21 protein-coding genes are annotated in these 19,358 nt (G+C 69.3%); 5 read left to right on the plus strand and 16 right to left on the minus strand.

Going from position 1 to position 19,358, the window contains the following annotated elements:
- Window positions 1-13: 13 nt before the first annotated feature.
- The 11 genes from ACXJ3V_RS11835 to thyX form a co-directional block, all read right to left on the minus strand.
- A complete protein-coding gene (locus ACXJ3V_RS11835) occupies window positions 14-670 on the minus strand; it encodes a regulatory protein RecX (protein WP_457100508.1) in 657 nt (218 codons plus the stop codon).
- Window positions 671-703: 33 nt separating this feature from the next.
- The gene (recA, locus tag ACXJ3V_RS11840; protein ID WP_457100509.1) at window positions 704-1,753 is read right to left on the minus strand and encodes a recombinase RecA; all 1,050 of its coding nucleotides are present in this window, start codon (window positions 1,751-1,753) and stop codon (window positions 704-706) included.
- Window positions 1,754-1,997: 244 nt separating this feature from the next.
- Entirely contained in the window at window positions 1,998-2,222 is a 225-nt protein-coding gene (locus ACXJ3V_RS11845; protein WP_457100510.1) for a DUF3046 domain-containing protein, read from the minus strand.
- Window positions 2,223-2,243: 21 nt separating this feature from the next.
- On the minus strand, window positions 2,244-2,552 hold the full coding sequence (locus ACXJ3V_RS11850) for a helix-turn-helix domain-containing protein (RefSeq protein ID WP_457100511.1): 309 nt from the start codon (window positions 2,550-2,552) through the stop codon (window positions 2,244-2,246).
- A gap of 152 nt (window positions 2,553-2,704) precedes the next feature.
- Entirely contained in the window at window positions 2,705-3,244 is a 540-nt protein-coding gene (locus ACXJ3V_RS11855; protein ID WP_457100598.1) for a CinA family protein, read from the minus strand.
- A gap of 2 nt (window positions 3,245-3,246) precedes the next feature.
- Complete coding sequence (pgsA, locus tag ACXJ3V_RS11860; protein WP_457100512.1) at window positions 3,247-3,825, minus strand: CDP-diacylglycerol--glycerol-3-phosphate 3-phosphatidyltransferase; 579 nt, start codon at window positions 3,823-3,825, stop codon at window positions 3,247-3,249.
- A gap of 1 nt (window position 3,826) precedes the next feature.
- A complete protein-coding gene (locus ACXJ3V_RS11865) occupies window positions 3,827-6,514 on the minus strand; it encodes a DNA translocase FtsK 4TM domain-containing protein (RefSeq protein ID WP_457100513.1) in 2,688 nt (895 codons plus the stop codon).
- A gap of 104 nt (window positions 6,515-6,618) precedes the next feature.
- The gene (locus ACXJ3V_RS11870; RefSeq protein WP_457100514.1) at window positions 6,619-7,113 is read right to left on the minus strand and encodes an N-acetyltransferase family protein; all 495 of its coding nucleotides are present in this window, start codon (window positions 7,111-7,113) and stop codon (window positions 6,619-6,621) included.
- A gap of 23 nt (window positions 7,114-7,136) precedes the next feature.
- Window positions 7,137-8,813 carry a ribonuclease J gene (locus ACXJ3V_RS11875; protein ID WP_457100515.1) on the minus strand — a complete coding sequence of 559 codons (1,677 nt, stop codon included), beginning with the start codon at window positions 8,811-8,813 and terminating at the stop codon, window positions 7,137-7,139.
- 72 nt (window positions 8,814-8,885) lie between these two features.
- Window positions 8,886-9,863: a 4-hydroxy-tetrahydrodipicolinate synthase gene (dapA, locus tag ACXJ3V_RS11880; RefSeq protein WP_457100516.1), complete on the minus strand. Its 978-nt coding sequence runs from the start codon at window positions 9,861-9,863 to the stop codon at window positions 8,886-8,888.
- 57 nt (window positions 9,864-9,920) lie between these two features.
- The gene (gene thyX / locus ACXJ3V_RS11885) at window positions 9,921-10,622 is read right to left on the minus strand and encodes an FAD-dependent thymidylate synthase (protein ID WP_457100599.1); all 702 of its coding nucleotides are present in this window, start codon (window positions 10,620-10,622) and stop codon (window positions 9,921-9,923) included.
- Between the two features lie 136 nt (window positions 10,623-10,758).
- Between thyX and ACXJ3V_RS11890 the strand changes: the two genes are divergently transcribed.
- From ACXJ3V_RS11890 to ACXJ3V_RS11905, 4 genes are all read left to right on the plus strand, one after another.
- Entirely contained in the window at window positions 10,759-11,196 is a 438-nt protein-coding gene (locus tag ACXJ3V_RS11890) for a TlpA family protein disulfide reductase (RefSeq protein ID WP_457100517.1), read from the plus strand.
- Window positions 11,189-11,737: a DUF4395 domain-containing protein gene (locus ACXJ3V_RS11895; protein ID WP_457100518.1), complete on the plus strand. Its 549-nt coding sequence runs from the start codon at window positions 11,189-11,191 to the stop codon at window positions 11,735-11,737. Before ACXJ3V_RS11890 ends, ACXJ3V_RS11895 begins: the two co-directional genes overlap by 8 nt.
- Window positions 11,738-11,838: 101 nt before the next feature.
- A complete protein-coding gene (locus tag ACXJ3V_RS11900) occupies window positions 11,839-12,261 on the plus strand; it encodes an OsmC family peroxiredoxin (RefSeq protein WP_457100519.1) in 423 nt (140 codons plus the stop codon).
- Window positions 12,254-13,180 (plus strand): TIGR01777 family oxidoreductase, encoded by a 927-nt coding sequence (locus ACXJ3V_RS11905; protein ID WP_457100520.1) that lies wholly within the window; start codon window positions 12,254-12,256, stop codon window positions 13,178-13,180. The genes ACXJ3V_RS11900 and ACXJ3V_RS11905 overlap by 8 nt, the downstream gene beginning before the upstream one ends.
- A 2-nt stretch (window positions 13,181-13,182) precedes the next feature.
- Here ACXJ3V_RS11905 and ACXJ3V_RS11910 read toward each other — a convergent pair whose 3' ends face one another.
- Entirely contained in the window at window positions 13,183-13,635 is a 453-nt protein-coding gene (locus ACXJ3V_RS11910) for a tetratricopeptide repeat protein (protein WP_457100521.1), read from the minus strand.
- Window positions 13,632-14,450, minus strand: a complete 819-nt coding sequence (locus ACXJ3V_RS11915) for a 4-hydroxy-tetrahydrodipicolinate reductase (protein WP_457100522.1) — start codon at window positions 14,448-14,450, stop codon at window positions 13,632-13,634. Before ACXJ3V_RS11915 ends, ACXJ3V_RS11910 begins: the two co-directional genes overlap by 4 nt.
- Window positions 14,451-14,494: 44 nt before the next feature.
- On the opposite strand from ACXJ3V_RS11915, the gene ACXJ3V_RS11920 reads away from it, so the two are divergent.
- On the plus strand, window positions 14,495-14,956 hold the full coding sequence (locus ACXJ3V_RS11920; protein ID WP_457100523.1) for a GNAT family N-acetyltransferase: 462 nt from the start codon (window positions 14,495-14,497) through the stop codon (window positions 14,954-14,956).
- Here ACXJ3V_RS11920 and ACXJ3V_RS11925 read toward each other — a convergent pair.
- The 3 genes from ACXJ3V_RS11925 to ACXJ3V_RS11935 form a co-directional block, all read right to left on the minus strand.
- Window positions 14,953-15,555: a histidine phosphatase family protein gene (locus tag ACXJ3V_RS11925; protein ID WP_457100524.1), complete on the minus strand. Its 603-nt coding sequence runs from the start codon at window positions 15,553-15,555 to the stop codon at window positions 14,953-14,955. The two genes, ACXJ3V_RS11920 and ACXJ3V_RS11925, sit on opposite strands and share 4 nt — an antisense overlap.
- Before the next feature lie 97 nt (window positions 15,556-15,652).
- Window positions 15,653-16,693 carry an aldo/keto reductase gene (locus ACXJ3V_RS11930; protein ID WP_457100525.1) on the minus strand — a complete coding sequence of 347 codons (1,041 nt, stop codon included), beginning with the start codon at window positions 16,691-16,693 and terminating at the stop codon, window positions 15,653-15,655.
- Window positions 16,694-16,957: 264 nt separating this feature from the next.
- Window positions 16,958-19,249, minus strand: a complete 2,292-nt coding sequence (locus tag ACXJ3V_RS11935; RefSeq protein ID WP_457100526.1) for a polyribonucleotide nucleotidyltransferase — start codon at window positions 19,247-19,249, stop codon at window positions 16,958-16,960.
- Window positions 19,250-19,358: the final 109 nt, after the last annotated feature.

Genomic DNA, 19,358 nt, shown 5'->3' on the forward strand with positions numbered 1-19,358 from the left:
ATCGGGGAGCCGGCTAACGGAAGGCCACACCGCGCAGCCCGCTCGACGACTCGTCGAGTGCGGTCTGCGCCGCCGTCAGCGCGACCGACCCGCGATAGCCCCGGCGTGCGAGCTGCCCGGCCAGTCGGCGCACCGCGGTCTCGCGATCGACGGACGCGAGCGACCGCGCTTTCGAGCGGGCGTACTCCAGTGCTCGCTCGAAGTCGTCGTCGGGAAGAGTGGCGAGCGCAGCGTCGGCGACATCGCGCGGAATCCCGCGCTTGGCGAGGGTCTGGGCGATCACCTGCCGCCCCTGGCCCTTGCGGTCTGTGCCGACGTGGATCAGCTGCTCCGCGAGACCGGCGTCGTCGAGATAGCCGCGCCGTAGGAAGTCCTCCAGCACGGAGTCGACCTCGTCGGCACCGAGTCCCCGCTGAGCGACGAGGGTGCGTGCCTCGGCGACCGACAGCTGCCGGGTGCGCAGCCGCTTCAGCAGGATGTTCTCGGCGTTCTCGCGGTCGATCGCGACGTTCGCCTCGTCATCCTCCCCATCGTCGCCCTCTGCCGCGCTGTAGGCGGCCGGGACGTATTCAGCGCGCGCCGGAGCGCCGCCGAACAGCGGGATGACGGGGGCGAGTTCGGGGCCCGAGGATGGGGGGTCCGGGGACTCCCCATCCTCGTCCTCATGCATACCTCACCCCGGTTGTTGAGCGACGTCGAAACATCAGGCCGGGCGGCGCGCGGCCAGTTCGTCTGAGGCCGCAACCTCGGCCTTGGGCTGACCGATGCCGAGCTTCGCCTTGATCTTCTGCTCGATGTCGTTCGCGACATCCRCGTTCTTGATGAGGAAGTTGCGGGCGTTCTCCTTGCCCTGGCCCAGCTGCTCGCCGTCGTACGTGTACCAGGCACCGGACTTCTTGACGATCCCGTGCTCGACGCCGAAGTCGATCAGGCTGCCTTCGCGCGAGATGCCGATCCCGTAGATGATGTCGAACTCCGCCTGCTTGAAGGGCGGGGCCATCTTGTTCTTGACCACCTTGACGCGGGTGCGGTTGCCGACCGCGTCGGTGCCGTCCTTGAGCGTCTCGATGCGACGGATGTCGAGGCGCACCGACGCGTAGAACTTCAGCGCCTTGCCACCGGCGGTGGTCTCGGGTGAGCCGAAGAACACGCCGATCTTCTCGCGCAGCTGGTTGATGAAGATCATCGTGGTGTTGGTGGTGTTCAGGCCGCCGGTCAGCTTGCGCAGTGCCTGCGACATCAGACGGGCCTGCAGACCCACATGCGTGTCGCCCATCTCACCCTCGATCTCGGCCTTGGGCACGAGAGCTGCGACCGAGTCGATCACGATGAGGTCGATCGAGCCGGAGCGGATCAGCATGTCGGCGATCTCAAGCGCCTGCTCCCCCGTGTCGGGCTGCGACACGAGGAGCTGGTCGATGTCGACGCCGAGCTTCTGCGCGTAGTCGGGGTCGAGCGCGTGCTCGGCGTCGATGAACGCGGCGATTCCGCCGGCGCGCTGCGCGTTGGCGATCGCGTGGAGCGTGAGCGTGGTCTTTCCCGAGGACTCCGGGCCGTAGATCTCGATGATGCGACCGCGCGGGAGTCCGCCGACGCCGAGGGCGACATCCAGCGCGATCGAGCCGGTGGGGATGACCTCGACCGGGGCGCGCTCGTCGCTGCCCAATCGCATGACCGAGCCCTTTCCGAACTGCCGGTCGATCTGGGCGAGGGCCGATTCGAGGGCCTTCTCGCGGTCAGCGGGTGATGGCATGGCGTGCTCCTTATGCTCGCGTTCCGTCGCCTGTAGGCTGTCGCGCTCCGCTCCGGATGGAGCCGATGCTGCGACAAGGCGTGGGGTGTCGTGCGACGTGGTTCACGTTAGGGAGGGGCTCCGACATTCGTCTTCGCTCCTCCCGACCCGTGAGTGCACACGCATCGACACCTGCTGTGCAGGAGCCTACGGAGCCATCGAACAGATCTTCGACGACACGCCGAAAAGCGCGCCGACGGATTCGTCAGCGTCGACGGGACTCCAGGCGCCCGGTGCCGTAGCGCCGTTCGGGCGGGACATCCGTCGCATCGCACAGCGCAAGCCAGATCTCGCGCGGGTCCAGGCCGGCCGTCAGCGCCTGCGCCGCCGTGCGGTCACCCAGTTCGGGCAGGAAGAGATCGGCGACCAGCGCGTCTCCGCGGGCGCCGAACTCATCCTGCACGGCGCGGTCGAACTCACTGCGTCGCATGAAGCGGGCCAGGGGCCGGTGTCAACGCAGCGAGAGCTGAGGCTCTACCGAGGCGACGAGGTCGTCGGGGACGACGTCGGGGAAGCCGTGGATGCCCTCGAGCACCGCGATGCGATCGCCGACTTCGCGCATGATGATGGAGATGGGGACGTCGAGGGCTTCGGCCACCGAGGCGAGGATCTCGCTCGATGCTTCCTTCTGCCCACGCTCGACCTCGCTCAGGTAGCCGAGCGCGACACTGGCGCGACTGGCGACCTGACGGAGGGTGCGACCCTTCTGCAGACGGAAGTCGCGTAGCACTTCACCGATCTCATGACGAACCAGGATCATTGTGCGCCCCCTCCTCTTTCCGCCGCCGTCCGGGTGGAAAACATTACAACACCGGATGAGGCCAATCTAATCCCACGCGCTGGGTAACGGGTGGGAATCGCGGAATGTAACCGACTCGAAACGTCCCGCATTCCCGCCGGAAACGGGCAATCTCAGAGCGCGTCGAGCGCCGCGCGCACAGCCTGGCGAGCCGCCATCGCGCGGATCTCGTTCCTGGTGCCGCTGAGCTCGAACGACGCCACCCGCGTGCCGAGCGGCGTCGCGACGCCGATGTGAACCGTACCCACCGGCTGGCCGTCCGGCGAATCCGGCCCGGCGATTCCGGTCGTCGAGATGCCCACGTGACAGGGCTCGTCCTCGGTGCCGAGACGCACGCGCACACCCTCGGCCATCTGGCGGGCGACGCGCGGGTGCACCGGCCCGTGGTCGCTCAGCAGCACCGAGTCGACGCCGAGCACAGAGTGCTTCACCTCCGTCGCGTAGGCCACGACAGCGCCGCGCAGCACCCGCGAGGCCCCGGGAACCTCGACGAGCGAAGAGACGACGAGTCCCCCGGTGAGGGACTCTGCGATGGCGACCGTCCAGCCGAGCTCGTCGAGCCGGGCGAGCAGCCGCTCCGCCTCTGTGCCGGTCGCGCGCGCCAGGGTGTCCTCGAGCCCGTCCGGAAGATCCGCATCGGGCCGTTCGCGCATGGTCACTGCGCGCTCCCCCTGGGCTTGGCCCGGGCGGCGCGCACCTCACTCACCACGTAGTCGACCCCGCTTGCGATCGTAAGGACCACCGCGATCGTCATCAGGATGCCGTTGACCCACCAGATCCATTCGCCGACGAGCGTCCACAGCGGAAGCAGGGCCAGCGACAGCGCGAGCGCCTGCGCGACGGTCTTGAGCTTGCCCATCCAGGCCGCGGCCAGGACGTGGTCGCTGACGACCATCAAGCGGTAGACGGTGATGCCGATCTCCCGGATCAGGACTACCACGGTCACCCACCACGGCAGCTCGCCGAGGATCGACAGACCGATGAAGGCGAAGCCGGTGAGCACCTTGTCCGCTATGGGGTCCAGCAGCTTGCCGAGGTCGGTGACGATCTCGTACTTGCGCGCTAGCCAGCCGTCGATCCCGTCCGTGGCGATGGCCACGATGAACAGGGCAGCAGCCCACCAGCGCAGCGCGCCGTCCGCTCCCCCATCGGCGAGCAGCATCCAGAGGAAGATCGGCGCACACAGGATGCGGACGATCGTGATGGTGTTCGGCAGCTGGCGCGGAATCGCCATATCAGTCCCGTCCGGTCAGGCCCCAGGCATCCTCATCGCCTTCACTCTCGACGATCGGATAGCCCTCGTACTGCGACTCTACGGCGTTGGCGACGTAGCGGTCAGCGGGGTCGGCCGGATCCCCTGCGGCGGGCGAATCCCCGCCCCGCAGCTTCGCCAGCACGCCGGGCAGCTGCTCGACGGTGACCAGGACATCGCGAGCCTTGGATCCCTCGGAGGGTCCGACGATCTCGCGCGATTCGAGGAGGTCCATCAGCCGACCGGCCTTCGCGAAGCCGACGCGGAGCTTGCGCTGCAGCATCGAGGTCGAGCCGAACTGAGTCGACACGATGAGCTCGGCCGCGGCGAGCAGGAGCTCGAGGTCGTCGCCGATATCGGCATCCACGTCCTTCTTCTCCGCGACGACGGCCACGTCGTCGCGGTAGTCGGGGCGAGCCTGCTGGGTGACGTGCTTGACGACCTTCTCGATCTCGACTTCGCTGACCCACGCGCCCTGCACGCGGACCGCCTTCGACGCGCCCATCGGAAGGAACAGGGCGTCGCCCTGGCCGATGAGGCGGTCGGCGCCCGGCTGATCGAGGATGACGCGCGAATCGGTGACGCTCGTGACCGCGAAGGCGAGCCGCGAAGGCACGTTCGCCTTGATCAGGCCGGTGACGACATCGACCGACGGGCGCTGCGTCGCCAGGACGAGGTGGATGCCGCTCGCCCGGGCGAGCTGGGTGATGCGGACGATCGAGTCCTCGACGTCGCGCGGGGCGACCATCATCAGGTCCGCGAGCTCGTCGACCACCACGAGGAGGTAGGGGTAGGGCTTGAGGACGCGCTCACTGCCCGGCGGGAGCTTGACCTCGCCCGCGACGACGGCGCGGTTGAAGTCGTCGATGTGGCGGTAGCCGAACGACGCGAGATCGTCGTACCGCATGTCCATCTCCTTGACGACCCACTGGAGGGCTTCGGCGGCCTTCTTCGGGTTCGTGATGATGGGCGTGATGAGGTGCGGAACGCCGGCGTAGGACGTGAGCTCCACCCGCTTCGGGTCGATGAGCACCATGCGCACCTCGGATGGCTTGGAGCGCATCAGCAGGCTCGTGATCATCGAGTTGACGAAGCTGGACTTGCCGGAGCCCGTCGAGCCCGCCACCAGGAGGTGCGGCATCTTCGCGAGGTTCGCGACGACGTAGCCGCCGCCGACATCCTTTCCGACGCCGATCGTCATGGGATGCGTCGACTGCTGCGCCGTAGGCGAGCGCAGCACGTCGCCCAGGGTCACGATCTCGCGGTCGACGTTCGGGATCTCCACGCCGATCGCGCTCTTGCCCGGAATCGGGGCGAGGATGCGCACCTCGTTCGAGGCGACGGCGTACGCGATGTTGTTGGTGAGCGCCGTGATGCGCTCGACCTTCACGCCGTGCCCCACCTCGATCTCGTACTGCGTGACGGTCGGACCGCGCGAGAAGCCGGTGACCCGTGCGTCGACCTGGAACTGCTGCAGGACGCTCGTGAGCGCCCGCACCACGTCGTCGTTCGCCGCGGACCTGGCTTTGTGCGGACTGCCCGCCGCGAGCGCGTTCACGGACGGGAGTCGGTACGGCATGGCCGGGGGCGTCCGGGGGTGGTCTGCTGCTCCGAGGCCGCTGAGGCCGGGAAGCACGCCGTCCGCGTCGAGCGCATCGTCGTCGCGGATCGAAGTCTCACCGTGCGACGCACCGGTGGCCGCACCGGCAAGCGCCGCGGCGTCGAAGATCTCGGTGAGCGCATCCGTAGCGACCGGTTCGGGCCCCGCTGCGGGGACCACGACGGCCTTCTCGAACCCGCCCTGCGACGACCCCGGCGGCAGCAGGACCGTCAGGTCCTGCGACCCGATGGCCCCGGTAGGGTCCTCTTCGCGACCGGTCTTGTTGCGTCGCCACCACGGCGTCGAGTCGTTGCCGGTGTCGTCCGCGTCGGCCGGTGCGAACCGTGGCTCCGTCGGCTCGGTCGACCGCTCATCGCCGAACATCCACGCGTAGAGCTCCCCGAGCCGCCGGCCGATGCGGTTGGGCGGCGTCTTGGTGAGGATCAGGATGCTGAGGATCGTGAGCACGCCGAGGACGATGCCGGCGCCGACCTCGGTCAGCACCAGCGCGAGTGGCTCGCCGATCAGCCAGCCCAGCACGCCGCCCGCCGCGCTCAGCGCGGGGAGACCCTCACGCGGCTGCGGTCGCCCGCCGAGGACGTGGCAGAACCCCGCCACCGTGACGACGAAGAGACCGAATCCGATCCCGATGCGCCCGTTGTCGTGCACGGACGACGGATGCCGGAACAGCCAGCCGGCAAGGAGCATGAGCAGCACGGGGAGCACGAAGGCGACGCGACCGACGAGGGCGCCCGCGGTGTACGCGCTGATGGTGACGGCGACCGGCGAGCCGATGAAGAACCACTCGACGACGGCGCCCACCACGGCCAGGAGCACCAGGAGGAAGGGGAAACCGTCGCGGCGCTGGTCCTTTTCGAGGGTCTCAGGCCCGAAGGCGCGGAAGAGCCCGCCGACGCCGTGCGCGAGCCCGAGCCAGGCCCGCGCGATGAGCGGCGGCTTCTCGGGTTCACCCACGTAGCGCTTGGGCGCCGGGGCGGGTTTGCGGGCTGGTGAGGAGGCGCCCTTCGAAGGCGCGCCACCACGCGCGGTCGGGCTTGAGCTCCTGGCCATGTCCTCAAAGGTAAAGCGCCGCGGCGCCGTTTGGGCGCAGCGACGCGGATCGTAACCTCGCCGGGACCGGCAGAGAGCGGCTGCACACCCCCGGTCGGGCCGCGTCAGTGCAGGCGCTTGACCATCGTGTCGCGCCCGATTCCGCTCTGGGTGACCGCGAATCCTTCGCTGCGATACAGCGTCACCGCGAAGTTCCCGCGCTCCACGCTGAGGCTGAGCCGGGCGAAGCCCTGCGTGCGGGCGTGGTCGCACAACTGCTGCAGCAGCGCCCGTCCGACACCGTGCGCGCGCCAGATCGGACGCACGCCGATGATGAGCTCGGGCACCCCGGTTCCGACGTAGCCGAACCCGGGGTCGCTGCGCGGCATGATCCGGTACCACGCGGCGCCGATCGGCTCATCGTTCGCATCGAGGGCGATGAACCCCGCGTCGGTCGGACGCTTCCACCCGCTGAGGTAGCGGGAGTGCTCGGCGCTCGTCAGGATCTCGTGGCGCGGCCGGATGCCGCCCTGCCGCCAGTTCGCCGCCTCGACGACCATGTCGCCGAGGAAGGCGCCGTCAGGCTGGCCGGCAGGGCGCAGTCGGAAGGTCGGAGGCATGCGGCGATTCTATGGCTCGCGCGTCACGCCTCGATGACGAGCGGAATGATCATGGGTCGCCGGCGCAGAGACTGATTGACCCAGCGTCCGATCACGCGCCGCACGACCTGGGCAAGGGCGTGCTGGTCGCGCACGCCGGACTGGGCCGCTTCGGCGAGCGCCGCGGCGATCTTCGGCTTCACGCTGTCGAACACCGCATCGTCCTCGGCGAATCCGCGGGCGTGGATCTCGGGCCCCGAGATGACCTTGCCGGTGGAGGCGTCGACGACGACGATGACGGAGATGAAGCCCTCTTCCCCGAGGATCCTGCGGTCCTTGAGGTCGGCATCCGTGATCTCTCCGACGGTCGAGCCGTCGACGTACACGAAGCCGATGTCGAGCTGTCCGACGACGCGGGCCACGCCGTCGCGCAGGTCGATCACGGTGCCGTTCTCGCCGAGGATCGTGCGGTCCTCTGGTATGCCGGTGTCCTGCGCGAGCCGCGCGTTCGCCATCAGGTGCCGGTACTCGCCGTGCACGGGCAGCACATTGCGGGGCTTGAGGATGTTGTAGCAGTACAGCAGTTCGCCGGCCGCAGCGTGGCCCGAGACGTGCACCTTGGCGTTGCCCTTGTGCACGACGTTGGCGCCGAGCTTGGTGAGTCCGTCGATCACGCGGTAGACGGCGTTCTCGTTGCCCGGAATGAGGCTGGAGGCGAGGATGACGGTGTCGCCCGGCCCCGGCTCGATCTCGTGGTCGTTGTTCGCCATCCGGCTGAGCACCGCCATCGGCTCGCCCTGCGAGCCGGTGGACATGTACACGATCTGGTCTTCGGGAAGGTCCCGAGCCTTCTTGTAGTCGATCAGGATGCCCTCGGGCACGTGCAGGTAGCCGAGGTCCTCGGCGATGGTCATGTTCCGCAGCATGCTGCGGCCGAGGAGCGCGACGCGGCGGCCATGCAGGGCCGCGGCATCCAGCACCTGCTGCACCCGGTGCACGTGACTCGAGAAGCTCGCGACGATCACGCGCCGAGGCGCCTTGCCGATGACCTGGTCGAGCACCGGTCCGATGGATCGCTCCAAGGCGGTGAAGCCCGGCACGTCGGCGTTCGTCGAGTCGACCAGGAACAGGTCGACGCCTTCTTCGCCGAGGCGCGCGAACGCGCGCAGGTCGGTGAGCCGGCCGTCGAGGGGCAGCTGGTCCATCTTGAAGTCACCGGTGACCAGCACGAGCCCCGCGGGGGTGCGGATCGCGACGGCGAGCGCGTCGGGGATCGAGTGGTTGACCGCGACGAACTCGAGGTCGAACGGGTCCAGGCGCTCGCGCTGACCCTCTTTGACGGTCAGGCTGTACGGCTTGATGCGGTGCTCTTTGAGCTTCGCCTCGATCAGGGCGAGCGTGAGCCCCGACCCGATCAGCGGGATATCGGGCTTGAGCTTCAGCAGGTACGGAACCGCGCCGATGTGGTCTTCGTGGCCGTGCGTGAGGACCACGCCGACGACGTCGTCCAGTCKCTTCTTGATGGGCTCGAAGTCGGGCAGGATCAGGTCGACCCCAGGCTGGTGCTCCTCGGGGAACAGCACCCCGCAGTCGACGATCAGCAGCTTGCCGCCGAACTCGAAGACTGTCATGTTGCGGCCGATCTCGCCGAGGCCGCCGAGCGGGAACACCCGAAGGGTGCCGGGCTCGAGCGCGGGCGGATCGTAGACGGTACGGGGCATGTCAGCCTTCTTCCGGATGCCGAGGCCGAAGCCTCGCGCGTGTGCTGGCGGACGCGGCTGCATCCACCGATCTCATCTCGTCGTGCCCGAGACCTTCGGCAGAGCGCCCCCAGCAGCCGCATTGCGGTCGGGGCGGAAATTCGAGAAGTCGGCCCCTGGAACACCGCTGACGAGCGCGAGCTCGTCCTCGATCATCGCGGCCTCCCACTCCTCTGGACCTACCAGGGGCAGGCGCACCCGGGGGCTGCTGATACGGCCGAGGCCGTGCAGGATGTACTTCGCGGAGACGGTTCCTGGCACGTGGGTCATGACAGCCCGGACGAGCGGCTCGAGCCGCTGGTGCTCGGCGGTCGCCGCTGCCAGGTCTCCGCGGTTGACCGCGTCGACGATCGCGCGATAGGGCGCCGCAGCGATGTTCGCGGTGACGCCGATGAGCCCGGTCGCGCCGATGGACAGGTGCGGCAGCACGTTGGCGTCGTCGCCGGAGAAGTACATCAGGTCGGTCTGATTGAGCACCCGGCTGACCTCGCTGAAGTCGCCCTTGGCGTCCTTGATGGCAAGGACGTTCGGATGCTTCGCGATACGCAGGATCGTCTCGTACTTGATCGGCACACCGGTGCGCCCGGGGATGTCGTAGAGGATCACGGGCAGATCGGTGGCATCGGCGACGAGCCGGAAGTGCGTGAGCACCCCCGCCTGCGTGGGCTTGTTGTAGTACGGGGTGACGATCATGATGCCGTCCGCCCCGGCCTTCTCGCTGGCCTTGTACAGCGCGATCGCGTGGGCGGTCTCGTTGGATCCGCCTCCGGTGATGATCCGGGCGCGGCCGGCCGCGACATCCTTCCCGACCTCGACGAGGCGGATCTTCTCGGCGTCGGTCAGCGTGCTGGTCTCGCCGGTCGTGCCGGTMACGACGATGCCATCGGCACCCGCGGCGATGACACCGTCGATGTGCTTCTCCACCGCGGGCCAGTCGACTTCGCCGTCGGCCGTCATCGGAGTGACGAGCGCGACGAGCACCTGCCCGAAGGGATTGCCCGTGTGCGTCATGTTCTCAGGCTATCGGCTCACGGCGCGACCGACGGAGCCGGTTCCGCTCGGGTCGGCTCAGGGGGCGACGCGGCCGTTTGCGTTGAAGGCGGCGTGGGTGAGCGGCATCCGCTCGCGCCAGAAGGTCTCCATCTTCTCGGCGCACATCTCGATCTCGCGCTGCGGGAAGGAGGGGAAGTGCGTGCCCTCGACCTTCGTGCGCAGCGAGAGGAAGTTCATCAGCGACCGCGCATTGAGCGTGACGTACATCGAGGAGTAGATGTTCAGCGGGAGCACGATGCGAGCGACTTCACGGGCGACGCCGGCTGCCAGCATCCGCTGATACGCCTCGAAGGCGTGGACGGATGCCTCGCGGGTCGCGCTGTCGACGAGCTCGAACTGCTCGTCGGTGCCTGGCAGGAAGTCGTACGCGCCTGGCTTGCCGACCTGGAGGAGATTGCGCTCGCGGGCGGGCACATAGAACACCGGACGCAGCTCGCGGTAGCGGCCCGATTCTTCGTTGTACGAGGCGATGCGATGGCGCATGAACTCGCGGAACACGAAGATCGGCGCCTGGACGTAGAACGTCATCGAGTTGTGCTCGAACGGCGAGCCGTGGCGGTCGCGCATCAGATAGTTGATGAGCCCGCGGTCGCGCCCCTCGGACGCGGTGCCTGCACCGATCGCCTCGCCGAGCGTCTGCTCGCCCTGGGTGGACACACGCGCCGCGAACAGGACGTCGGCGTCGGCGGCACTGGCCCGCACCAGCTCGACCGTCATGTCGCTGCGGAACTCGATCTMTGGGGCTGCTGCGGCGCTCACGACTGCCACCCTACCCAGTTCGATTGTTACGTCGAGCCGTCACAGTGACTCCGCCCGGGTTTTGCCCAGGTGAAACCCGATACGCTGATCTGCTGTGACTGTTGTGGGAGCGCTCCTCGTGCTCACCGTGCTGCTCGTGGCGACGGTGGGGCTCGGCGTGACCCTCAAATGGCGGCAGAGCCGACCCCAGCGCGACATCCCCCACGAGGTCGTGGAGCCCGAGCGTCTGGGCGCCGATTCGCTCGGCGAGGAGGCGACGCTGCTGCAGTTCAGCACCGAGCTGTGCGCGCGCTGTCCCGGGGTGCACCGCACCCTCGCCGCGGTCGCGGACGCCCGCCCCGGCGTTCGGCACCTCGACATCGACCTGACGCATCGCCCGGATATCGCGAAGCACTTCCACGTGATGCAGACCCCCACGACCCTGATCCTCGACAGCGACGGCATCGTCCAGACCCGGTTCGGCGGCGTGCCGAACCGTGAAGTCCTCGAACTCGAACTGACCCGACTCACCGGAGAGACCGCCAATGTCTGAGCAGGCCGTCGCGCACAAGGCGCCGCAGGGAATCGATCCGCGCGGACCGCGCTTCGCCGCCGGAATCACCTCCCTGCTCCTGCTGATCGACGTCCTCCTGGGGCTGACGGGTCTGTCGACCGCCCAGGACGCGTCCGGTGCCTGGGCGCTGCCGGCGGCGACGCTCGCCGAGCGGATCCTCGATCCGGCGTTCCTCCTCCTGCTCGTCACCGCGCTGCTGTTCCTGTGGGGCGTGCTCTCGCCGCGCACCGCACCGTGGGGTGTGCTCTACCGCAAGCTCGTGCAGCCCCGACTGGCCAAGCCGACCGAACTCGAAGACCCGCGCCCGCCCCGCTTCGCGCAGGGCGTCGGCCTGTTCGTCGCCGCCCTGGGCCTCATCCTGCAGCTCGCGGGAGTGCCGTGGGCGCTGCCGATCGCTGCGGCCCTCGCCTTCATGGCTGCGTTCCTGAACGCGGTCTTCGGCCTCTGCCTCGGCTGCCAGCTCTACCTGGTGCTGCAGCGGTTCGGTCTCATCGGCCGCAAGACCGCCGTCACCGCCTGACCGCCGCACATCTCCGGGCCGTCCGCGTTCCATCGGAACGGCGGCGCGGTTAGGCTGACCGCGGGCGCCGTGCCGGCGTCGGACGTCGACAGGAGATCAAGATGAGCGTGACGAGCGAAGCCACCACCACGTGGAGCGGCGGGCTGTTCGAAGGCGGCGGCAGCGTCGCCCTGGAGAGCTCCAACCAGGGACCGTTCGCGGTCGACTGGAAGGCACGCAGCGAAGGCTCGACCTCGGTCACCACTCCGGAGGAGCTCCTCGCCGCGGCCCACTCGTCCTGCTTCAGCATGGCGCTTTCGCTCGCCCTGGCGCAGAACGGCACTCCCCCGACGAGCATCGAGACCACGGCATCCGTCACCTTCATCCCCGGCACGGGCATCACCGGCAGCCACCTGAACGTGAACGCCGTCGTCCCGGGCCTCGAGGCCGCCGACTTCGACCGGATCGCCGCCGAGGCGAAGTCCGGCTGCCCGGTCTCGCAGGCGCTCGCGATCGAGATCACCCTCGAGGCGACGCTTGCCTGAAGCCTCCGAATCCCGGCGACTACGACACGTCGTGGTCGCCGGGGCTTCGGGCCTGATCGGATCGGCGCTCACAGAAAGCCTGCGCGACGACGGCGTGCGCGTGTCGACGCTCGTGCGGCGAGCCCCGCAGACGCCGGATGAGATCGAGTGGCTGACCGGGGCGGCACCGCTCGATCCGAAGCTCCTGGAGGGGGCCGACGCGGTCGTCGGCCTGAACGGGGCGAGCATCGGGCGCTTCCCCTGGACGTCGAGCTACCAGCGCACCCTGCTCTGGTCGCGCCTGACGCCCACCCAGGAGCTCGCTGCGGCCGTCAAGGCACTCGGGACCGCGGCGCCCGCACTCGTCTCGGCATCCGCAGTCGGCTACTACGGCTCGAGCCCCGGAGTGCGGCTGACCGAGGACTCCCCGCGCGGCGGGACCTTCCTCGCCGACCTGTGCGGCGAATGGGAGTCCGCGGCACTCGCGGCGGGCCCGCACGCCCGAGTCGCCCTGCTGCGCACCGCTCCGATCGTGCACGCGCAGGGGGTGCTCAAGCCGCTCATGCTGCTGACCCGCTTCGGGCTGAGCGGCCCGATCGGCCGCGGCACCCAGGTGTGGCCCTGGATCTCGCTCGACGACGAGGTCAGGGCGATCCGGCATGTGATCGAGACGGATGTCGCGGGCCCGGTGAATCTGACCGGTCCGACGCGCGCGACCGCCAACGATCTCGGCTTCGCCCTGGCCGTCCGCATGAACCGGCCGTTCCTCCTGCGCGCGCCGGTCTGGGGCATGCGACTCGTCCTCGGCTCGGACGCGACCGAGGCGCTCCTCACCGCGGACATGGATGTCGCCCCGACCGTGCTGGCGGACTCCGGCTTCACCTTCACCCACCCCACGGTGGAGGATGCCGTCCGCGCCGCCGTCCCGGCGGCGGACTAGGTTCAGGCGGCGGGGGGCGCCGCGGACTCGAGCTTGATGGCGGTGCGGACCGCGGCACGCGCGCGGCGGCGGTCACCGGCGGCGTCGTAAGCCATGCCGAGCCGGTACCAGGCCCGCCAATCGTCAGGCGCGGCCTCGACGGCGGCGCGGTACGCGGGGAACGCGGCATCCGCGTCGTCGCGCAGCACGCGCCCGCTGGGCCGGAGCCCGACCTCCTCCGCGGGGAGCCCACCCTCGGCGCCGAGCCGACGACCGAGACTGTCGGCGCGGACGCCGAACCACAGCTCCCGCCCGAGCGCCCAGACCGCGATCACGGGCAGCACGACGAGGGCGGCGCCCATCGCGACGCCGACCGGGTTGCCGCTCGACAGCAACAGCCATGCGCGCTCGGCCACGAGCACGATGTAGAGCGCGAGCAGCGCGGCCATGACCGCGACGCCGATGCGTGCGCTCATGCGCCGGTGACGCGGGCCACCTGGCCCGGCACGCCCTGCTCCTCGACGGGGCTGTCGCTGAGCGCGCCTGCTCCCGGCACGCGCAGTCCGATGTCGAGGAAGCTGTCGAGGCCCACGATCACGCCGCGAGCGTCGCGCGCGGCAGGGAGGGCGATCCGGATGCCTGGACCGTACGCGAGCGCGGGCTCCACGGTGTCATGGGTGATGGTGAGCGACTCCCCCGGCCCGGACAGGATCGCGTCCTGACGGGCGACGACACCCGGTCGGCGCAGGGAGTGGATGGGGACGCTCGCGACCTGCTGCCCCCGGGCGCGCTGGTCGACGTGCGGCGACTCGACCGGGCCCGCATCGAGGCGGGCAGCGGCGATCAGCTCTGCGGTGCGCACCGCCGTGCCGCTCGGCGAATCGACCTTGGTCTCACGGTGGGCCTCGACGATCTCGATCGAGGGGAAGAACCTCGCCGCCGCGGCGGCGAGGGCGCTGCCGATCACCGAGCCGATCGAGAAGTTCGGGATGAACACCGCGCCCGTGCCGGCCGCCGCGACGAGGGGACGCACCAGTGCGATCCGCTCGGCCGACCAGCCGGACGTGCCGACGAGGATGTTCTGCCCGCGTTCGATCGCCGCCCGGACGACGTCGATCGAGATCGCCGGAGTCGACGCGTCGATGACGAGGTCGGCACCGTCGAGATCGGAGAGCGGAGACCGGGACGAGAGCACTGCCACGACCTCGTAGCCATCTTCCGCCTGGACCACCTCACGGAGGATCCCGCCGAGCTTGCCTGTTCCGCCCACAATGGCAACGCGCGTCGTCATGGATCCAGCGTAGACGCCCGCGCCCGCCCGCTACGCTCGAGGCGATGCCCGAACTCCGTGAGCTTCCCGTCGACGACCCGGTGTCCCAGAACCTTCTCGCCGATTACTTCGCGATGCGCCGCGAGGCGTTCCCGGGCGGCACCTACACGACCGCGTTCCCGGCATCCGGGACCTTCGATCCTCCCGGTGCGTTCCTGGTCGCGTACGACGGGCAGGCAGCCGTCGGCTGCGGCGGCATCCGACCGATCGCCGACGGACCGCACGGGCCGCGATTCGAGGTGAAGCACCTCTACCTGGCCCCGGTCACGCGCGGACGCGGCTGGGGAAGGCTGCTGCTCGCGGAGCTCATCCGGCATGCCCGCGATGCGGGAGGTGCCGAGGTCGTGCTCGACACCCACCACAGTCTCGAAGCGGCGGCGGGGCTGTACGCCGGAGGGGGGTTCGCCCCGATCGCCCCGTACAACGACAACCCCAACGCCACGCGCTGGTACGGGCTGCGACTCTAGACCGGGTAGCTGTCGGGCAGGCCGGTGCGCAGCTCGACCGGGAGATGCGCGAGGTCGTTGTGCGACACGAGCGTCCACGGGCGGCCCTGCTTCTGGGCGATGACGGTGAGGCCGCAGTGCGCCTGATTGAGGGTCATCCAGCGCCACTCCGGCGCCTGCAGCACCTCACGGACGAACCATCCGATCACGAAGTTGTGGGTGATGAGCAGCTCATGCACGTCGCCGGGCTTGCGCACCAGGAACTCGCTGACGGCGTCCGCCATCTGGGCGGCGCCCGCCTCGATCTCGGCCTCGGTCACGGAGCCGAAGAAGGGCTCGAACGCCGCCGGAGTGGCCGCGGTCATGCCGCTGGGCACGCAGTCGAAGAGCAGCGCCGTCGGCTCGGGATTCACCGAGGGGAGGCGATCGGCGACGGCCCGCGCCGTCTGCGCGGCTCGCTCGAGCGGCGAGTGCCAGACCGCGTCGAGGGGTACGCCCGACAGCCGATCCGCGAGCAGCGACGCCTGACGCCGACCCCGCGGAGAAAGCGGCCCATCGACCAGGCCGTACTCCGCGTCCTGATGCTCGCCATGCCGCACGAGATAGATGTAATGCGTCAATCCAGCTCGCTTCGTCGGGGAGGGTCGGATGCCCGAGGGCACTCATCCACCCTACGTCACGGGGTGCGCGCCCCGAGCGGGGCCCCGCGCAGCGGTGCTACTCGGCGGCCCGAGCGATGTCCGCGAGCTGAGCCCGGCTCAGCCGCACGCCGACACCCTGGATGAGCTCCTCGATGTGCTGCGGTGCGAATGCGTTGACGATCGGTGCGCTCACCAGTCGCTGTGCGAGCAGCCAGGCGACGGCGATCGCGGCATCCGGCACACCCAGTTCGGCACCGACGGCATCGAGCGCGCGCAGCGTGCGGGTGCCGCGGCGATTCAGGCTCGCGGCGAGCTGCGCGCCGCGCACCGAGAGGCTCCCCCTCAGCCGCGTGCGGTGCCGCCCGGCCAGGAAGCCGTGCTCGAGCGCGTGCGAAGGCGTGACCGCCATGCCCTGCGCCCCGGCGACGAGGCGGAGGTCGGGGTCGAACTCGTGGCGGCGAAGCACGTTGAACGGCACGTCGAGCACGGTGATCCGGGGGTACCCGGCGGACGCGAAGATCCGCGYCTCGACGAGCTGCGCGGCGGTGTAGCCCACCGCACCGAGGGTCTGCGCCTTGCCGGCCTCGACGAGCCACTCCGCAGTCGCGAGGGTGTCTTCGAGCGCCGCGGCCGAATCGGTGGTGGCGTCGAGGTAGAGCACGTCGATGCGATCGGTGCCCAGGCGCGTGAGGGATGCCTCGACCGCGCGCACCAGGTTGACCGGGCCGAGGCCGGGGTTGTCAGGGTGGCCGCCGACCCGGACGCCGAGGACGATCTCGTCACGCAGCCCGCGTGAGCGCAGCCATTGCCCGATGATGTGCTCGCTGCGGCCGCCCGCGAAGCTGTCCGCCGTGTGCACGGCGTTGCCGCCGAGCTCGACGTACGCATCGAGGATGTCGTGGCTCGACTCGAGATCGACGTTCCAGCCGAATTCCGCGCCGCCGAGGATCAGCGGGAAGACCTCGGGACCGCCCTCGCCCAGCGACACCCTCACGTGGGAACCGATCGGCGCGCCTTGGATCGGAATCGGCGCCGACGGGTGCGCGGGAGCGGGGTTTCGGGGCGTGACGGGATGGCTCGTCGAAGACACCTGTGAGCCAACGCCGAAGAAAGCCATGTGTCACCCCCCGCGACGGCGACTCCCTCGGAGTGCCTCGCGATCCGTCCGCACCCCCCGGCGCGGTACTTAGAAGGGTAAGACAGTCCGGACAACCCACCGGTCATTGAGGCGTCCTGTCGGTAAACATTGCATAACGCTTTCATCACGGCGGGCCGTGTTTGCGCAATCTGTCCCCCGATCAGCCGACATCCGGCAGAAAAGCGGATGCCCGCTCCCTCCGAGGAGGAAACGGGCATCCGGACAACGGTCGGACTCGGCGGATCAGCCTTCGGCCGGCGCCTCGGGGCCGGGGTTGGCCGCTGCGCGACCTTCCTGGTCGGCCGGCTCGTCGGTGACGGGCTCGAGCGACAGCTTGCCGCGGTCGTCGATCTTCGTGATCTTCACGAGGATCTTCTGGCCGACGTTGAGCACGTCTTCGACGTTCTCCACGCGCTTGCCGCCGGCGAGCTTGCGGACCTCGCTGACGTGCAGCAGTCCGTCCTTGCCGGGGAGCAGCGAGATGAACGCGCCGAACGTCGCGATCTTCACCACGGTGCCGAGGAACTGCTCGCCGACCTCCGGGTTGGTGGGGTTGGCGATCGCGTTGACCTGGGCACGAGCGGCCTCGGCCGACGGTCCGTCGACGGCGCCGATGTAGACGGTGCCGTCCTCCTCGATGGAGATGTCGGCGCCGGTCTCGTCCTGGATCGCGTTGATCGTCTTGCCCTTGGGCCCGATGAGCTCGCCGATCTTGTCGACCGGGATCTGCACGCTGATCACGCGCGGTGCGGTCGGGGCCATCTCGTCCGGACCGTCGATCGCGGCGTTCAGCACACCGAGGATCGTGATGCGGGCGTCGTAGGCCTGCTGCAGCGCGGCGGTCAGCACCGACGACGGAATGCCGTCGAGCTTCGTGTCGAGCTGGATCGCAGTGACGAACTCGCTGGTGCCGGCGACCTTGAAGTCCATGTCGCCGAGTGCGTCTTCTGCACCGAGGATGTCGGTGAGGGCCGCGTAGCGGGTCTGGCCGTCGACCTCGTCGGAGACGAGACCCATCGCGATGCCGGCGACCGGTGCGCGCAGCGGCACGCCGGCGTTGAGCAGCGAGAGGGTGGACGCGCAGACCGAGCCCATCGACGTCGAGCCATTGGAGCTCAGCGCCTCGGAGACCTGGCGGATGGCGTACGGGAACTCCTCGCGAGACGGAAGCACCGGCGCGAGGGCGCGCTCGGCGAGGAAGCCGTGCCCGATCTCGCGACGCTTCGGGCTGCCGACACGACCGGTCTCACCGGTCGAGTAGGGCGGGAAGTTGTAGTGGTGCAGGTACCGCTTCTTCGTGATCGGCGACAGCGAGTCGATCTGCTGCTCCATCTTGAGCATGTTCAGCGTCGTGACGCCCAGGATCTGGGTCTCACCGCGCTGGAAGATCGCCGAACCGTGAACGCGCGGGATGACCTGCACCTCGGCGTCGAGCGGACGGATGTCGGCCAGGCCGCGGCCGTCCATACGGACGCCCTCCGTCAGGATGCGTCCGCGGACGATCTTCTTGGTGACCGACTTGTAGGCGGCCGAGAACTCCGTGGTCGCAACCGCGGGGAGCTCGCCCGACTCGACTGCGGCGAGCAGCTCGCCCTTGACGCGGTCCTTCAGTGCGTCATCAGCGTCGTTGCGCGCGACCTTCTCGGCGATCTGGTAGATGCCCTTGAGCTCGTCGTAGGCGCGGCCCGCGACGAAGTCGTAGGTCTCCTGGCTGTACGGCAGGAAGACGGGGAAGGACTTGATCTCCTTGGCAGCGGTGCTTGCAAGCTGAGCCTGCGCCTCGACGAGCTGCTTGAGGAAGGGCTTCGAGGCCTCGAGACCCTGCGCGACGACGGCCTCGCTGGGCTTGACGGCGCCCGACTTGATGAGGTTCCACGAACCCTCGGTGGCCTCAGCCTCGACCATCATGATCGCGACATCCTGGTTGCCGTTCGCGTCGGTGACGACGCGGCCGGCGACGATGAGGTCGAACACGGCGTCTTCGAGGACCTTCGCGGTCGGGAACGCGACCCACTGGTCGGCGTGCTCGCCGTGTCCGGGCACGAGTGCCAGGCGGACGCCGGCGATCGGACCCGAGAAGGGCAGACCCGAGATCTGGGTCGACAGCGACGCCGCGTTGATGGCCAGCGCGTCGTAGAACTCGCCGGGAGCGATCGAGAGGACGGTGACGACGATCTGGACCTCGTTGCGGAGGCCGTCGACGAACGACGGGCGCAGCGGCCGGTCGATCAGACGGCAGACGAGGATCGCCTCGGTCGACGGGCGACCTTCGCGGCGGAAGAACGAGCCGGGGATCTTGCCGGCGGCGTACGAACGCTCTTCGACGTCGACGGTCAGCGGGAAGAAGTCGAAGCCTTCTCGCGGGGACTTTCCGGCGCTGGTGGCCGAGAGGAGCATCGTCTCCTCGTCGAGGTACGCGGCGACGGCACCCTGTGCCTGCTGCGCGAGACGACCGGTTTCGAACCGGATGGTGCGGGTGCCGAAGCGTCCGTTGTCGAGGACGGCTTCCGTGGCGGTGATTTCAGGACCTTCCAAGAGGTCTCTCCTTCTTTGTTTTAGCTCGCCCGCCCGTATGGCGCGCGAGCATTCACGAAGGAGCAGGAACAGGCAGATATGGGCGCGCGAACGAAACCGCGTGTGCCGC

Source organism: Microbacterium sp. P5_E9 (genome assembly GCF_054049175.1).

Bases quoted from the DNA above. Each gene is read 5' to 3' on its own strand.
- ACXJ3V_RS11835 (WP_457100508.1), bottom strand. From the start codon at position 670: ATGCATGAGGACGAGGATGGGGAGTCCCCGGACCCCCCATCCTCGGGC.
- ACXJ3V_RS11845 (WP_457100510.1), bottom strand. From the start codon at position 2,222: ATGCGACGCAGTGAGTTCGACCGCGCCGTGCAGGATGAGTTCGGCGCC.
- ACXJ3V_RS11850 (WP_457100511.1), bottom strand. From the start codon at position 2,552: ATGATCCTGGTTCGTCATGAGATCGGTGAAGTGCTACGCGACTTCCGT.
- ACXJ3V_RS11855 (WP_457100598.1), bottom strand. From the start codon at position 3,244: ATGCGCGAACGGCCCGATGCGGATCTTCCGGACGGGCTCGAGGACACC.
- pgsA (WP_457100512.1), bottom strand. From the start codon at position 3,825: ATGGCGATTCCGCGCCAGCTGCCGAACACCATCACGATCGTCCGCATC.
- ACXJ3V_RS11865 (WP_457100513.1), bottom strand. From the start codon at position 6,514: ATGGCCAGGAGCTCAAGCCCGACCGCGCGTGGTGGCGCGCCTTCGAAG.
- ACXJ3V_RS11870 (WP_457100514.1), bottom strand. From the start codon at position 7,113: ATGCCTCCGACCTTCCGACTGCGCCCTGCCGGCCAGCCTGACGGCGCC.
- thyX (WP_457100599.1), bottom strand. From the start codon at position 10,622: ATGACGGTCGAGCTGGTGCGGGCCAGTGCCGCCGACGCCGACGTCCTG.
- ACXJ3V_RS11895 (WP_457100518.1), top strand. From the start codon at position 11,189: ATGTCTGAGCAGGCCGTCGCGCACAAGGCGCCGCAGGGAATCGATCCG.
- ACXJ3V_RS11900 (WP_457100519.1), top strand. From the start codon at position 11,839: ATGAGCGTGACGAGCGAAGCCACCACCACGTGGAGCGGCGGGCTGTTC.
- ACXJ3V_RS11910 (WP_457100521.1), bottom strand. From the start codon at position 13,635: ATGAGCGCACGCATCGGCGTCGCGGTCATGGCCGCGCTGCTCGCGCTC.
- ACXJ3V_RS11915 (WP_457100522.1), bottom strand. From the start codon at position 14,450: ATGACGACGCGCGTTGCCATTGTGGGCGGAACAGGCAAGCTCGGCGGG.
- ACXJ3V_RS11920 (WP_457100523.1), top strand. From the start codon at position 14,495: ATGCCCGAACTCCGTGAGCTTCCCGTCGACGACCCGGTGTCCCAGAAC.